The 14,805-nt window shown below is 38.6% G+C and carries 15 protein-coding genes, 1 tRNA gene and 1 other annotated feature; of the genes, 1 reads left to right on the top strand and 15 read right to left on the bottom strand.

Annotated elements, in window-relative coordinates; genetic code table 11:
- Positions 1–40: 40 nt before the first annotated feature.
- From ilvN to ACH6EI_RS00960, 13 genes are all read right to left on the bottom strand, one after another.
- Positions 41–553 (bottom strand): acetolactate synthase small subunit, encoded by a 513-nt coding sequence (gene ilvN / locus ACH6EI_RS01020; protein WP_013059375.1) that lies wholly within the window; start codon positions 551–553, stop codon positions 41–43.
- Positions 550–2,277, bottom strand: coding sequence for an acetolactate synthase large subunit (gene ilvB, locus ACH6EI_RS01015; protein ID WP_205689536.1), 1,728 nt, complete (start codon positions 2,275–2,277; stop codon positions 550–552). Before ilvB ends, ilvN begins: the two co-directional genes overlap by 4 nt.
- A gap of 68 nt (positions 2,278–2,345) precedes the next feature.
- Positions 2,346–2,599, bottom strand: a binding site (T-box leader).
- A 329-nt stretch (positions 2,600–2,928) separates the two neighbouring features.
- Positions 2,929–3,002 (bottom strand) — tRNA-Arg (locus tag ACH6EI_RS01010).
- 125 nt (positions 3,003–3,127) lie between these two features.
- A complete protein-coding gene (locus tag ACH6EI_RS01005) occupies positions 3,128–3,640 on the bottom strand; it encodes a metallophosphoesterase (protein ID WP_028411739.1) in 513 nt (170 codons plus the stop codon).
- A 15-nt stretch (positions 3,641–3,655) separates the two neighbouring features.
- Positions 3,656–4,249, bottom strand: coding sequence for an XTP/dITP diphosphatase (locus ACH6EI_RS01000; protein ID WP_028411740.1), 594 nt, complete (start codon positions 4,247–4,249; stop codon positions 3,656–3,658).
- Positions 4,250–4,258: 9 nt separating this feature from the next.
- Entirely contained in the window at positions 4,259–5,005 is a 747-nt protein-coding gene (gene rph, locus ACH6EI_RS00995) for a ribonuclease PH (RefSeq protein WP_028411741.1), read from the bottom strand.
- Positions 5,006–5,139: 134 nt separating this feature from the next.
- Positions 5,140–6,225 (bottom strand): GerMN domain-containing protein, encoded by a 1,086-nt coding sequence (locus ACH6EI_RS00990; protein WP_033579640.1) that lies wholly within the window; start codon positions 6,223–6,225, stop codon positions 5,140–5,142.
- Positions 6,226–6,338: 113 nt separating this feature from the next.
- Positions 6,339–7,133: a glutamate racemase gene (gene racE, locus ACH6EI_RS00985; protein ID WP_099331313.1), complete on the bottom strand. Its 795-nt coding sequence runs from the start codon at positions 7,131–7,133 to the stop codon at positions 6,339–6,341.
- A gap of 10 nt (positions 7,134–7,143) precedes the next feature.
- Complete coding sequence (locus tag ACH6EI_RS00980; RefSeq protein WP_013059382.1) at positions 7,144–7,587, bottom strand: MarR family winged helix-turn-helix transcriptional regulator; 444 nt, start codon at positions 7,585–7,587, stop codon at positions 7,144–7,146.
- A gap of 186 nt (positions 7,588–7,773) precedes the next feature.
- Positions 7,774–8,388: a PH domain-containing protein gene (locus ACH6EI_RS00975; RefSeq protein ID WP_013059383.1), complete on the bottom strand. Its 615-nt coding sequence runs from the start codon at positions 8,386–8,388 to the stop codon at positions 7,774–7,776.
- Between the two features lie 113 nt (positions 8,389–8,501).
- Positions 8,502–9,500, bottom strand: a complete 999-nt coding sequence (locus tag ACH6EI_RS00970) for an inorganic phosphate transporter (protein ID WP_028411744.1) — start codon at positions 9,498–9,500, stop codon at positions 8,502–8,504.
- Between the two features lie 15 nt (positions 9,501–9,515).
- On the bottom strand, positions 9,516–10,148 hold the full coding sequence (locus ACH6EI_RS00965) for a DUF47 domain-containing protein (protein ID WP_029711160.1): 633 nt from the start codon (positions 10,146–10,148) through the stop codon (positions 9,516–9,518).
- A gap of 442 nt (positions 10,149–10,590) precedes the next feature.
- Positions 10,591–12,609, bottom strand: coding sequence for a penicillin-binding transpeptidase domain-containing protein (locus ACH6EI_RS00960; RefSeq protein ID WP_108674322.1), 2,019 nt, complete (start codon positions 12,607–12,609; stop codon positions 10,591–10,593).
- Positions 12,610–12,847: 238 nt separating this feature from the next.
- On the opposite strand from ACH6EI_RS00960, the gene ACH6EI_RS00955 reads away from it, so the two are divergent.
- A complete protein-coding gene (locus ACH6EI_RS00955) occupies positions 12,848–13,054 on the top strand; it encodes a hypothetical protein (protein ID WP_013059387.1) in 207 nt (68 codons plus the stop codon).
- Positions 13,055–13,120: 66 nt separating this feature from the next.
- On the opposite strand, the gene ssuD is transcribed toward ACH6EI_RS00955, so the two are convergent.
- Together ssuD and ssuE are read right to left on the bottom strand one after the other, a co-directional pair.
- Positions 13,121–14,245: an FMNH2-dependent alkanesulfonate monooxygenase gene (gene ssuD / locus ACH6EI_RS00950; RefSeq protein ID WP_033579638.1), complete on the bottom strand. Its 1,125-nt coding sequence runs from the start codon at positions 14,243–14,245 to the stop codon at positions 13,121–13,123.
- On the bottom strand, positions 14,242–14,796 hold the full coding sequence (ssuE, locus tag ACH6EI_RS00945) for an NADPH-dependent FMN reductase (RefSeq protein ID WP_028411747.1): 555 nt from the start codon (positions 14,794–14,796) through the stop codon (positions 14,242–14,244). The genes ssuD and ssuE overlap by 4 nt, the downstream gene beginning before the upstream one ends.
- Positions 14,797–14,805: the final 9 nt, after the last annotated feature.

Here is a 14,805-nt window from a genome sequence, read left to right as displayed (position 1 = left end):
ATAGTTTTATATAGTTTACTTTTTTAGTAACTAGCTAGAATTAAATGATTGATGAAAGTTTGGCTGCTGCTTTTTGCGTACCGCGCGGAACAGCTACTGTCCCTGTGCGCGTTACTTCTTTTAATCCATAAGGCTGAAGTAAATCAATCATCGCTTCAATCTTGCTGGATTCACCTGTTACTTGAATAATTAAGCTGTCGCGGCTTACATCAATGATGGTTGCACGGAAAGGCTCAATTACTGCATAAAGTTCGTTACGGCTCGCAGGTGTAGATGCTACTTTCATTAAAGCAAGCTCTCTTGACACCACGGCTTGATCCGTAATATCTTGAACTTTCAACACGTCAATCTGCTTGTTTAACTGCTTAATCACTTGTTCAGCAGCATTGTCATGCTCTACGTTTACGACAAACGTCATGCGTGATACATCTTCAGATTCAGTGTGTCCTACCGAAATACTCTCAATATTGAAATTTCTTTTTGTAAATAACCCCGTTACGCGATTTAAAACGCCCGCACGGTTTAATACAGTTGCTGTAATGATTCGCTTCATGGTTTCACCCCTACCATTTCATGTAATCCTTTTCCAGGTGCAACCATTGGATATACGTTTTCTTTAGGTGCGACAAAGAAGTTTAGTAAAACAGGTCCATCTGTTTCCATTGCTTCTTTCAGAGCCGCATGCGCTTCTTCTTCAGTAGAAGCTTGTAAACCTTTGATATCATAGGCTTCTGCAAGCTTCATTAAATTAGGCTGATTCGGAATTAAAGAGTGCGAGTAGCGTTCTTCATAGAAGATTTCCTGCCACTGACGAACCATTCCAAGCGACTGATTGTTAAGCACAACCACTTTAACAGGTAAGTTTAATTCTCTAATAACCCCTAATTCTTGAAGCGTCATTTGAAATCCACCGTCACCAACGACTGCTACAACTGTTTTATCTTTATTTGCCAGCTGAGCGCCGATTGCAGAAGGTAATCCAAAGCCCATGGTGCCAAGGCCACCTGAAGTTACCCATCGATCTGGATTATTAAATGTGTAGTATTGAGCTACCCACATCTGATGTTGCCCAACGTCCGTTGTAACAACGGCATCTCCATTTGTATATTTGTGAAGCAACTCAACTACTTTTTGTGGTTTCAACACGTCCGCTGAGTTCTGATACCATAATGGATATTCTTGTTTCCACGCCGCTAATTTCTCATGCCATTTCGTATAATCTCCAACTTCTCCTTCTTGCAGAAGCAATTGCTTTAATACTTCTTTTGCATCTCCAACAATTGGAATCTTGGTTGGAACATTCTTTCCAATTTCCGCTGGGTCGATGTCAATGTGAGCAATTTTTGCATTTGGTGCAAAATGCTTTAAGTTACCTGTTACTCGGTCATCAAAGCGCGCCCCGATACTAATGAGAAGATCACTCTCATAAATTGCCATGTTTGCTGTGTACGTTCCGTGCATGCCAGCCATTCCTAAATGAAGCGGATGATCTGCAGGAAAACAACCTAACCCTAAAAGCGTATTAATAACCGGAATATTTTGACGCTCAGCATAATTTTTTAATTCTTCTGAACCTTTACTCAATAATACTCCCGCACCTGCTAGAATAACAGGTTTCTTTGCAGCTGCTACTGCGTCTGTTAACTTTTTAACCTGCAGCTGATTTGGAAAATAAGTTGGCTGATAGCCAGGTAAATCAATTTCTCCTTCATAATTAAATGTTCCATCACCCTGTGCCATATCTTTTGGAATGTCGATTAAGACTGGACCAGGTCTTCCTGTTGTCGCAATATGAAATGCCTCTTTGATGATTCTCGGCATGTCGCTGATATTGCGTACTTGATAGCTATGTTTTGTAATTGGCATTGTGATTCCTAATACATCTGCTTCTTGGAACGCGTCAGAACCAATTACACTTGAAGCTACTTGACCAGTAAAAACAACTAAAGGAAGTGAGTCAATCATCGCATCTGCCAAACCTGTTACGATATTTGTTGCACCAGGACCACTTGTTGCGATAACTACACCGGGTTTACCTGAAATTCTTGCGTACCCTTCTGCTGCGTGAATTCCACCTTGTTCGTGACGAGCAAGTACGTGAAACATTCCTGAACCGTATAGCTTATCGTAAATCGGTAAAACGGCTCCCCCTGGGTAACCGAAGATGACGTCAACGTTTTCTCTTCTTAGAGATTCAATCAACATGTCAGCTCCATTCATTTGTGCCCCAGCGCTTACAGGTTCTTTCGTTTGCATATTGGCTCCCACTTTTCTCATCCTTTCGTTTTCTAGATAAAAGAAAAAAGACTTCTCACCCCTAAATAGACCCTATCAAATGATATAGGTCAAGGGGCGAAAAGTCTTTTGTACTTTACGCGGTACCACCCTCGTTTGTAATCGTAATGATTACCTTATGAATGTATACTGTACATTCTTTTTGATAACGAGTGCTTTGGAAGTACACTCGGTCGCCCTTACTGAATTTCAGGGTGACACTCTGAGGTGAGTTCATTTTGACTTGGTAACGCCGGCTTCCAGCAACCCGACTCTCTGTTGATACCTAAACATCAAAACTACTTATCCTCTTCAACGTTTTAAAACGCTATATGCTTTTTGAACAATGCTTTACACATCATATTTTAAATTAATTACAATTAATTAAAATTTTTAGAAAACTTATATTTGAGGACTATCTTACGCCCATTTCTATGCATAGTCAACCACTTTTCAAGATTTTTTTAGACAATTTAGACTAAACAGAATATTTGAATGCGTTTTCATTATTGATGCAATAAGGGTTTATAGCCACTCAAAAAGTTTTTCTGAAACGTTCATTTGTACACACTGAATGAACAAACATTCACTTTTAAGATAAATAAAAAAATCCCGGCTTTTACTAAAAAGTAAAAGCCGGGATTTTTTTCTAGACGTCCCAGGAGAGATTCGAACTCCCGACCGACGGCTTAGAAGGCCGTTGCTCTATCCTGCTGAGCTACTGGGACATAATGTTAAACTGTATCAAAGACAATACTTATTATATTCAAATATAATTTAAAAGTCAACGTTTTTTTGAAATTTTATGAGAAGAGAGGTAAAAAACCTTCTCTTCTCCCTATATTTGGCTATATTATGCTGAAAGTGTACAGGTTAACTGCATGCTAGGAATATGTTTACCGCTTATATCGTAAAACTGCACGGTAGCTTCTGTACCATCCATTACTAGTATAGCATACGTACGTTCTTTTCTCATACGAGGAAGTAACATACTTCCTGGATTGATAAATAAAACTCCGTCCATGAGCTCAGCTCCCGCTATGTGAGAATGCCCAAAACAAACAACGTTTGCCCCCACTTCTCTCGCTTTGTAATGCAGATTCATCATAGACATTTTAACATTATATAAGTGACCGTGTGTAACCAGACACGTGGCTTCTCCAAGTGACTCTACTCGATCATTGACGTAAGATGCATCATAATCACAATTTCCTCGAACGCCTAAAAACGAAGACATTTCTTTGCTGTCTTGTGGCAGCTCAGAGTCACCACAATGAATCATCTTATCTACATCAGCATGTCTTTCTCTGATAGTGAGCAGTTCTTCTTGTAACCCGTGGCTATCGCTTACAATTAATAGTTTCACACGTCATCACTCCTTCTAAAATTGCGCATCAATTAGCGGTGCTAGTTTTTCTAACGCATTTGCTCGGTGACTAATTTGATTTTTTTGTTCTTTAGACAATTCTGCCATGGAGCAGTTCCATTTTTCTACAAAGAAAATAGGATCGTATCCAAAGCCGTTCTCGCCTCTTTTTTCTTCCAAGATGCGCCCTTCACACGTGCCTTCTACAAGCTCTGTTCTCTTTCCAGGCACTGCAATAGCAAGCGTACAATGAAAACGTGCCGTGCGCTTTTCAAACGGCACGTCATGTAATTTTTGAAGTACCTTCTCTATATTAGCATTATCATCTTTATTTTCACCAGCATAACGCGCGGAATAAACGCCTGGCTCTCCGTTTAAGGCATCAATAGCAAGCCCAGAATCATCGGCAATAACCGGCTTATTTAATGCTGATGAAATGGTTTCTGCCTTTAGCGTGGCGTTCTCTGCAAATGTAACGCCCGTTTCTTCCACGTCCTCAATTTCAGGAAAATCAAGAAGCGATGTTACTTTAAATCCCTTCGGTGAGAATAGTGTTTCAAAATCCTTTACTTTGCCTGCATTTTTAGTTGCAATAATGATTTCACGCACGTCAATCCCTTACCTTTCTTTAACCGGAATGTAAGCAGCCAGATGATCAAGAACTTTCTTTTGCTGTTCAATCAATTGATAAACACCCTTTTCCCCTAAATCCAGAAGATGGTTTAACTGTTCTCTCGAAAACGTCGATTCCTCTCCCGTTCCCTGTAATTCTACAAACTGTCCGCTTCCTGTCATCACAATATTCATGTCAACTTCCGCTGTCGAATCTTCTTCATAATTTAAATCTAAAATCGAATTTTCTCCATGGATACCTACTGAAGTCGCAGCTAAATAGTCACGAATAGGAATTTCTGTCAGCTTGTTCTCTTCAACCAGCTTTCCAAACGCTAAAACCATAGCCACAAATGCACCTGTAATCGATGCTGTTCTTGTTCCGCCATCTGCTTGAATAACATCACAATCAATCCAAATGGTCTTTTCTCCGACCTTTTCCAGGTCGACTACAGAACGAAGAGCTCGTCCGATCAGACGCTGAATTTCCATTGTTCGTCCTGTGACTTTACCTTTTGTTGATTCGCGTATATTTCTTTGTGCCGTAGCTCGAGGCAGCATAGAATATTCAGCTGTAATCCATCCTTTTCCTTGTCCACGCATAAAAGGAGGCACTCTGTCGTCTATGCTTGCTGTACAAATAACCTTTGTGTCTCCCACCGAGATTAATACAGATCCTTCTGGATGCTTTAAGTATGAAGTATGAAGAGATACAGGTCTCAATTCATTAAATTCCCTACCGTCCAAACGCATTAAGCATGTCCTCCTATTAATTCATTTATATGTAATAGCTTCTTCCATTTTAACTATAAAACAGCGGAAAGAGGTCGCTATTTCAGCAGACCTCTTTCTACTTAGTCCTTTACTAGTATAACAAAAATTTGTTTTTAAAAACTACCTGTGTTCACATTTTTAGGTCTTGAAACTGGCTCCGTTAGCTTTTTCCCTTTTTCATCTTTTAGCGTTTTTTTGCCATTCACCTTAATGGCAACGCTGTCTACGGCTTTTTGTTCCGTCAGCGATAACACCAAGGAGTCGAGAACATACTGAGAAATTTCCGTTCCTTTTAAATTTCCAAAGATGTTTTTATTAAAGTTCAGCGTTAACTGACCGTCCGCATACTTTGGAGCTGCTACGAGCTTTGCATCAGGATTAAAATCTGTCACTAAACCTGATGCAGGCGCAGGTCCTTCTACAAGCTCGTTCACAATTGCAGTGTACATATCTTTGTCATCAGAAGCAATTCGTTTTGTAACAGGAACATAGTAAGTTTGTTTGCCCTCTTGAGCTAAGTAATAGATCGTAACTGGCTTCGTTTGGGTTACGTCAACTACTCCAGTATTATCAAAGTTAATGCCATCTGCTCTGCTCAACCCTTTACTGATTGGTGTATGATTTACAGGCATCTCATCTTTATCATAGCCGTTAATGCGAATTTTAACTTTATTTACGCCTTCAAACTGCGTCAGCGTCCACGTTACGGCCTGCAGGATACGGAGTTCATCTTCTTTTTTATATTCAGCAAATTCAGGTGAAAAATCTGCTACCATCGTGCCGTCACTTTCCAGCTTTGTCCCTAAAACTCTTGTATCAGCAGGAAGAACCGCTCGGAAATTATTTGGCAATAAGTTTGTGACTGGTCCACCCTCTACTAAATATTCAAGAGACTGTTTAGCGACACCTTTTGATTTAGGAATTTCAAGCGTCTGGGGAACAACGTACCCGTTTTTATCAATCAAGTAAATTTCTCTTTTGGTAGGCGCAGATGTTTCTGCCGCTTTACTTTGTTTTTTATTAGCTTCCGTTACTTTTGCTTCAGTCGCTAATGATTTTTCATCTTTCACATAGGTGACATCCTTTGGCGGATCAATTTCCTTTGCTGCGTTATCCCCTCCGAAAAGTCCACAGCCGGATAACAACACAGATGTGGTCACCACGGCGGATATGAGAACAAATTTGGTCTTTTTGGACATTCCTTTCCCTCCTCAGACTGTTTGTACTACTATGTATACGAGCTTATTTGCATTTTAGACCAGCTCAAACAAGTTTTTGGCCACAAAAAAAACCGAGCTTAATATGCTCGGTTTTAAAGCTTGATATGCTCAACATTATATACAGGGTGCTCAAACCATTTAGATGCAATAGATTGAAACAGTTCTGTTGAGCCTGTTGTATAGAAGTAGTGTTCGGGCTCCATGCTTCTAGGAGCTAGTAAATTGCTATAAGAAAGAATGGCACTTACCTCTATTGCCGTTTCTTCACCAGAACTAATTAACTGAACTCGAGGCCCAATTGCTTCTTGAATAACTGGCTTTAATAACGGATAATGCGTACATCCTAAAATAAGGGTATCCATATCTGTATGATAAAAAGGTTTTAATGTTTCTTTTACAATTCGCTGCGCTTCCGGTCCTTCATAATTACCGCTCTCTACAAGAGGTACAAACAAAGGGCATGCTAAATTTTCCACTTCCACTCTCGTATGAAGAGCGCGGAGTGCATGTGTATAGGCTTGGCTTTTAACGGTTCCGTTTGTGCCGATTACGCCTATTTTATGATTTTTAGTTACTTTAAGCGCAGCTCGTGATCCTGGTTCAATGACGCCTATAACCGGAATATCGAGCTGTTCTTGAATTTCATCTAGTACAACTGCCGTAGCCGTGTTGCACGCAATAACAAGCATTTTAATATCTTTAGCTACTAAATAATTAGTCATCTCCCATGTGAAAGCTCGTACTTCTTCACTGGGACGAGGACCGTATGGGCAGCGGGCTGTATCTCCAATGTACATAATTTGTTCTTTCGGAAGCTGTCTCATAATTTCCTTTGCTACCGTTAATCCGCCCACACCTGAATCTATAACACCAATTGGTCTACTCAAAACAATCGCCTCATTTTTCTTTCATTTCATCATGTAATTTTCGTAACGTTACTCGTAAAACTTCTGTTTCACTAGGAGAGAAGTTTGCCAGTACGCCATTTAAATACGTTTGTCGCTTTTCAATTACTTCTTCGATAACACGTGCTCCTTCAGGAAGCAAATGAATACGCACTACGCGGCGGTCTTTCGGATCTTTGACCCGAACCACCAACTTATTTTTTTCCATACGATCTACTAAATCTGTCGTTGTACTACAAGCGAGAAAAATCCGATTTGATAAATCGCCAATCGTCATATCTCCACGTTCAAACAGCCACTGCAAAGCAATAAACTGAGGTGGCGTAATCGTATAGTCTTCTAAAATTTCTCTTCCTTTTTGCTTCACAATAGCTGCAATATGTCGAAGTGACTTTTCTAATTCTGCCACTGTATCCTCATTATTTTTTGCTGTCATACCGTAATCCTTTCCACCTATAAGTCTTATTTTCTATTATTTCTTTCAGTTAAACCCGTCTCTATTGTTTCTCTTTTCTATTTTATATTGTGCTCTTTTTTCGGTGATTTTTCAAGGTTAACATGAGGATTCTACAACGTTCAGCATTAAAAAACAGCTGCTCCATAAAAGGAGCAGCTGTTTCTATTAATTATTGATATACAGCTCGAAAACTGAGCTGAAATCTTTTGTTGTGTAGGCTGTTTTTTTATCTAATAACCAAGAAAACGCGGCTTCGTTAATTTCTTTAAATTCACCAGCAACACTTCCACTTGTATTTCTTGTACTGCTTAGCGTAGAAGAAGCTAGCTGAATGCTTTGTTTAGCAAAATCGAGCGCAATTTCATTTTCACGCGTTATTTCAGACATTTTAAACAGCGCTTTATATAAATCTTTTACCTCTTCTATATGCTTTTTGTGTACATCGATAGAAAAAGTTTCCGAGCCAATTTTAAATTTAATTTCCACATCTAAATCGACAGTTCCAGCCGTTTCTAGCATTACGTTTGAAATGTGATTTGTGCTGTAGTTATAGCGGCGAAGCATTCGCTTTTTACTTGTAGCACTTGTTCCATCAAGGTGAATGAGCGCTTTATTGGTAAAGCAATATTCATCTGACTTTGATTTGATTAGAAAATAAATTTTTTCTTGTTCTTCATGCATAACGTAATCGTCTGCATCTACCTTGTCATAATCAACTGGCTTAATAACAGAACCAATATCACTTAGCCCCAATACATCAGCAGCTACTTTTCCAAACATTTCTCCATCTCCCTTTTAAAAACGATTGTGTTATTTTCATGTTTTAAGTGTACTGTGCAAATGAGGGGATGTAAATAAAAAAAGGAGCTTCTTTAAAAGAAGCTCCCCATTTATTAAAAGAACAAATTTAAAATCATATAGATAAGTGCAGCTAATGAAGCTGAAATTGGCAATGTGATAACCCATGTAATCACCATGCGCTGTGCAGTTCCCCATTTTACACCTTTCACTCGGTGAGCAGAACCTACACCTAAGATAGAAGATGAAATAACATGAGTAGTACTGACAGGTAGATGAATAAACGTTGCTCCAAAGATAATGGCAGCACCCGTTAAGTCCGCAGCTACTCCATTAACAGGACGAATTTTCATAATTTTACCGCCAACGGTTTTAATGATTTTCCATCCACCAATTGACGTTCCAAGCCCCATTGCAACCGCACAAGCCAGCTGTACCCACCACTGAATCTCAGTACCGCTTTGCATATTGTTAGCAATAAGCGCTAGCGTAATGATACCCATTGCTTTTTGCGCATCATTCGTACCGTGTGTGTAAGATTGTAGAGCTGCAGTCAGGATTTGAACGCGGCGAAAACGCTTATTCGTTTTCGTCAAGTTATGGTTTTTAAACGTTAGCTTGATAATCGTATAGACAATATAACCTACTACAAAGGCTAGAACTGGTGAAATTAGAAGGGCTTCAATGATTTTGATGAAACCTTTGTAATTTAAAGCACCAAATCCAGCAGCTGCAATAGCTGCTCCTGCAATCGATCCAATAATTGCATGAGAAGAACTACTCGGGATACCGAAATACCATGTGATTAGGTTCCACGCGATAGCAGAAATTAATGCTGCTAAAATAACGACAGAACCATTTTGAAGCGTATAAGGATCAACGATATCCTTTGTAATCGTTTTGGCTACGCCCGTAAACGTCATAGCCCCGACAAAGTTCATGGTTGCGGCTAAAAGAATTGCATGTCGCGGTTTTAAAGCTTTGGTTGAAACAGAAGTCGCAATGGCATTAGCTGTATCGTGAAAGCCGTTGATAAAGTCAAAACCAAGTGCACCAACTACAATTAGAATGGTTAATATTAGCATTGAATCCATTATACTATAGCCCCGTTACGCATTCTTCATAATAACTGATTCTAAGTTGTTCGCAACCGTTTGACAATAATCCGCGATTTCTTCTAGCGTTTCATAAATTTCTTTATATTGAATAACTTTAATTGGATCTTTACATGTTGCAAATAATTGTTTTAGTGCACGACGATATAATGTATCACAATGTGACTCATACTCTTTAATTTTAATTGCATGCTCACTAATTTGAAGAAGCTTTTTCTCAGACAACAAATTAATAGTAATTAAAATTTCTTCAGCACAGCCTTGAATATTTTTAACAAATTCAGCTACATATTCATCAAATGTCGTAATTGAATGAATTTCCATTAAAGCAGCAAAGCTATCGATGCCATCAAGTACATCATCCATGCTCATCGCTAGCTGTAAAATATCTTCACGCTCAATTGGAGTAATAAATGCTTTGTTCAACTCAGTAATCACTGTATGCACGTATTTATCACCTTTTGATTCATACGCTTTTAAAACGTTGGCAAATTCCTTTAGGTCAGATACATTTTGAAGTTCAAAGCTGCCTAAAAACTCCGCTGAGTCCTTAATATTTTGGGCAATGTCCATTAACATTTCAGAAAACTTGTCTTTTTTTCTTTTGATCACGTTGCAATCCTCCATCCAATTTATCGAAACTTTACCACTCGTTTTTTCTCTCTATCTTTTTATATGTGTTCTAGTTTCTTTTTTCATTTAAAGTAATGGATAAAACCTAGCTGTTCATTACTATAACGAGAGAAACCACCTCTCTTGTGTATCAAAAAATTCTAAAAAAACAAACGTTTACCAGAGCAAAAGTCCCAAAATGTGGTTCTTTCACCTATAGGTTATGCGATTCATTTTTTTACGCCAAGTCAAAAATTACTCCTATTATTGTTAATTGTCAATAACTTTTCAAACACATTTTTTTAGGCTTCTTTACAATACATTAACAATAATACGTTGATTCCTTTTAAAATAAGGGTTTTCAGAGTTTGTATAAAATTGGGATTTACAAAAACTTAACATTACTCCCCTTGTGTAAATAATAAAAGCCAGCTCTTTTAGAACTGGCTTTTATTATTTACTTATTATATTGCTGAAATACATTTTTTACTTTCGGCACGACGTAATGACTTCCGCCTTTATCCTCTACCCCTTCAACCATCATTGAAACGAGTAAGTTTTTCTGTTTTGTGTCCACAGCTACAAACCATCCGTTTTCCTGCCCTTTTTCACCTTGAGTTTTCTTTAGCTCTGCTGTTCCCGTTTTTCCAGCCAAGGTTAACCCATCTATCTTTGCTGCATGACCCGTACCGTTTTTATCTTCAATGACATCAACTAAATCATTTTGAATTAATTGCGCCGTTTCTTTAGATATTACTTGTTTTTTCCATATTCCACTCTCATCACCGTTCATAAGAATAGGCTTTACTATATTTCCATCGTTTACAATCGATGTATACATCAATGCCAAGTGGAGAGGATTCACTTGCAGTTTCCCCTGGCCATAGCCAGAGTTTGCTAATACTCCCTCATCTTTAATATCTTGATCACCTGCAATTTTAGACGTTTCAAAAGGATAATTAACAGGCAATTTTTGATTAAACCCAAACTGTTTTAAACCACTGTTAAATTTGTCTAAACCTAGCTTCAAAGCAGTCTGCGCAAAATAAATATTATCAGATGTAACATAAGCATCACGTAAATTAACATTCGGTTTGCTGCCCACTCGTGTTACGTAGAAATTTCCCCAGCTTTTATCTTTCTGCCATTTCTTCCCGCTGATTGATATACTTTCATTTGGATTTAGCACGTCTTCATCAACCGCTAAAGCTCCGGTGACTAACTTAAATGTAGATCCCGGAGAATACGTTTTGGTAAAACGATTCATTAACGGCTTATTAGGATTCGTTGAAAGGGATTGATACGTATTAGCATCGATTCCAAAAGAAAAAGAATTCGGATCAAAAGCTGGCGTGCTTACAAGACCTAATATTTCTCCCGTTTTAGGTTGAAGAGCAGTAGCTACTCCTTTTTCATCTTTTAACTGTTCATAAAGGGATTTTTGAACATTCGTGTCTACCGTAACCTGAATGCTTTCCCCGTCTTTTGGATTCACTTTTGCAATTTCATTCTTTTTATTATCATCTTTATCTACAGTATAAATCGTGACGCCGTCTCGAGCACGAAGCTTATCTTCATACAAAGACTCTAAGCCAATCATTCCAGCTTTAGACTGAGCATTATAACCTTCATCTTTATGCTCTTTTAAATATTCCGCTGTGACAGGCGCAACGTATCCAACTAAATGAGCACACGCTTCTTCACAAGGATATACGCGCGCATTTACCTTTTTTTGTTGAATGCCTTCTACTTTTTTCAAAGAATTCTCTAAATTAGAGGCGTCTTTTTGACTAACTGTTTTAATAGGAACAAATTGATTCTCTTTCACCCAAGAAGCGCTCAGTGCTTGATTAATACTTTTTTCCGAAAGAGCAAGAGTCTTGCTTAATTGTCGTATCGCTTGCTCGCCGCCTTTAGAAAACTGCTGGGGAACAACTCCAACTTGAATCGCTTCTCCGTTTTGAGCTAAATATTTCCCTGAACGATCCATAATTTCTCCACGCACAGCTGACTGAGTAGCTACTCTTACTTGCTCTCCTTGCTCAAGTCCTTTAAAAATCATATTAGGCTTCCAATTAATATACCAATTCTCTGTATCCCCTTGTTTTTCTTGAACCACAGCAGCATTTTCTTTAAATGAGATTTCACCGGCTACAGAGTTCATGTTTACTTCAAAAGGTAAAACAGCTTTATGGTCTTTTATTTCTAAGTCTTCTATTTTACTTGCCTTCACTTTAAGCTTGTCCGCTTCAATTGCATCATAGATATTTTTATATCGATTTACAAAGTCTTTTTCTGAAATCGTCTTTTTAGCATCTTTAGACAAGTATCCATACATACCTTCAAAATCTTCTTTATTCCACATGGCTACATATTTATCAAATCGATTCTGTGCTTTCTGTTGATCATTTGAGCAACCGGCAGTTATGAGTAAGAGAATTGCCATAGTAAAAAATAGCCACCCAATTCGTCTCATGATGATTTTCCCCCTTTTTTCAATACCATTTCTATCATATAAAATTTTACATAAACTTTCCATCAGAAAGTTACACCCAGGAATTAATTGGTATTACAACCCACTTAATTTACATATCGACAAAAAAATCAATAGGTAAATAAGAAAAAAATTGAACATTTTGTGAATATTTTGTGTCTTTTTTGGAAAGTATTTGATATAATAAGTGTAAGAAGAAAAAGAATAGGAGGCGACTAAAATGAGAAGATTCTTACAGTTTTACTTTATGTTTAGTTCTCTGTTCTGTTTTGGAAGCGTTTTCGTCCTACTTATGTCTCAAGAATATTATTTTGCACCGTTATTCCTCACACTGGGCTGTTTAAATATTTTTCTCTTTAAAGTATATATTCAAGAAAGTCGAAAAGATAAACAAGCTGCACCTGAAAAACCAAAACCAACAATTTAACGGACTCGTCTCTCGGCTGAGATGAATGTAAAAGAAGAACCGGTGAAAAATTCACCGGTTCTTCTTTTACGAGGTTGAAGCTTTTGGAAACCTATCGTTTGCAATAATCTCACCGATGCTTTCACTCTTTCCTTCACCCTCATCAATATTTAAAAGCGGGAACAATAACTCTCCTACGTGATAAGCTTCTTCTAAATGCGGATAGCCTGATAAAATAAAAGATTCAATTCCTAAAGCTTCATATTCTTTTATTCGTTTCGCTATATTTTCAGCACTGCCTACCAGGGCAGTTCCTGCACCTCCCCGGACGAGCCCCACACCTGCCCATAAGTTAGGGCTAATCGTAAGTTCCTCTCGGGTTCCTCTATGAAGGCTCGCCATTCGCTGCTGCCCAACTGAGTCATACCTTGCAAAAGTACGCTGTGCAGCTTGAATTGTGTCGTCGTCCAAATGCTGAATTAATCGATCGGCTGCTTCCCAAGCTTCTTCTTCCGTTTCCCGTACAATAATATGCAAACGAATCCCAAACTTAACGGTTCTGCCTTCTGCTTCTGCTTGCTTTCTCACAGCCGTTATTTTTTCTCTTACTTGTTCAGGAGGCTCTCCCCACGTTAAATACACGTCAGAATGTTTTGCTGCAACTTTTTGTCCTGCGGGTGAAGATCCGCCAAAATAAATAGGTGGAGAAGGTTTTTGAACAGGTGGATACAACAGCTCACTGTTCTCTACATGAATATGTTTTCCTTCATAATTAACCGTATCTCCAGCCAATAACCCTTTCCACACATCTAAAAATTCATCCGCAGCTTCATAACGTTCATCATGTGATAAGAAAAGGCCGTCTCCGGCTAATTCTGCTGGATCTCCTCCTGCTACTACGTTAACTAGTAAACGACCGTTTGAAATTCGATCAAGAGTCGAAGTCATGCGCGCTGCCACGGAAGGAGCCATAATGCCCGGACGTACAGCTACTAAAAATTTCAAACGCTCTGTTTCAGGTATAAGTGAAGCAGCCAATAGCCACGGGTCTTCGCATGATTTCCCCGTTGGAATCAGAACTCCTTCAAATCCTAACCGGTCAGCTGCTTGAGCAACTTGCCGAAAATATGAATAGTCTGCTGAACGACCTCCTCGATTTGTCCCTAGATATCTTCCATCTCCATGGGAAGGAATAAACCATAACATTTTCATGATTCAACACTCCTTTTCGTTTGTTCTAGATGATATTCAAGCTCTTTTAATGAACGTTTAATTCTCGCTTCTGCTTCTTCCGCAATAAACTCAATTTCATTTTCTTTCGTATAGGCCACCTCAGAATCAACAATATAAACTCCATGAATAAGAGCAGTAGCTCCTAAAACGGATAATGTCGGCTTAAATACATAATCAAGAGCCAGTAGATGAGCAATGGTTCCCCCTGTAGCTATCGGCAGCACGGTTTTATTGTGCAAACCTTTTTCAGGTATTAAATCTAAAAATGTTTTTAAGATTCCTGTGTAGCTAGCTTTATAGATTGGGCTGACAATAATAACGGCATCAGCATCTGCCACTTTCTTTTGAGCTTCTTGAATCGCAGGGCTAGAAAAGTTAGCATATAGTAAGTCTTCAGCTGGTAGATCGCGGACATGCACGGTTTTTACTTCATGTTTTTCATTTTGCAGATATGCTGCAATATACTCACTTAAAGCAGCTGACCTTGATTGTTTTGAAGGGCTTCCCGTAATAATTGTAAACTGACTCATTATCATCTC

The organism is Priestia sp. JSM ZJ58 (assembly GCF_044383985.1).
GTDB classification, from domain to species: Bacteria; Bacillota; Bacilli; order Bacillales; family Bacillaceae_H; genus Priestia; species Priestia zanthoxyli.
The sequence above is the reverse complement of the archived record's forward strand: the minus strand, read 5'-3'. Positions and strand labels throughout refer to the sequence as shown.

Bases quoted from the DNA above. Each gene is read 5' to 3' on its own strand.
- ilvN (WP_013059375.1), bottom strand. From the start codon at position 553: ATGAAGCGAATCATTACAGCAACTGTATTAAACCGTGCGGGCGTTTTA.
- ilvB (WP_205689536.1), bottom strand. From the start codon at position 2,277: ATGAGAAAAGTGGGAGCCAATATGCAAACGAAAGAACCTGTAAGCGCT.
- rph (WP_028411741.1), bottom strand. From the start codon at position 5,005: ATGCGTTTGGACGGTAGGGAATTTAATGAATTGAGACCTGTATCTCTT.
- ACH6EI_RS00990 (WP_033579640.1), bottom strand. From the start codon at position 6,225: ATGTCCAAAAAGACCAAATTTGTTCTCATATCCGCCGTGGTGACCACA.
- ACH6EI_RS00980 (WP_013059382.1), bottom strand. From the start codon at position 7,587: ATGACAGCAAAAAATAATGAGGATACAGTGGCAGAATTAGAAAAGTCA.
- ACH6EI_RS00975 (WP_013059383.1), bottom strand. From the start codon at position 8,388: ATGTTTGGAAAAGTAGCTGCTGATGTATTGGGGCTAAGTGATATTGGT.
- ACH6EI_RS00970 (WP_028411744.1), bottom strand. From the start codon at position 9,500: ATGGATTCAATGCTAATATTAACCATTCTAATTGTAGTTGGTGCACTT.
- ACH6EI_RS00965 (WP_029711160.1), bottom strand. From the start codon at position 10,148: ATGGAGGATTGCAACGTGATCAAAAGAAAAAAAGACAAGTTTTCTGAA.
- ACH6EI_RS00960 (WP_108674322.1), bottom strand. From the start codon at position 12,609: ATGAGACGAATTGGGTGGCTATTTTTTACTATGGCAATTCTCTTACTC.
- ACH6EI_RS00955 (WP_013059387.1), top strand. From the start codon at position 12,848: ATGAGAAGATTCTTACAGTTTTACTTTATGTTTAGTTCTCTGTTCTGT.
- ssuD (WP_033579638.1), bottom strand. From the start codon at position 14,245: ATGAAAATGTTATGGTTTATTCCTTCCCATGGAGATGGAAGATATCTA.
- ssuE (WP_028411747.1), bottom strand. From the start codon at position 14,796: ATGAGTCAGTTTACAATTATTACGGGAAGCCCTTCAAAACAATCAAGG.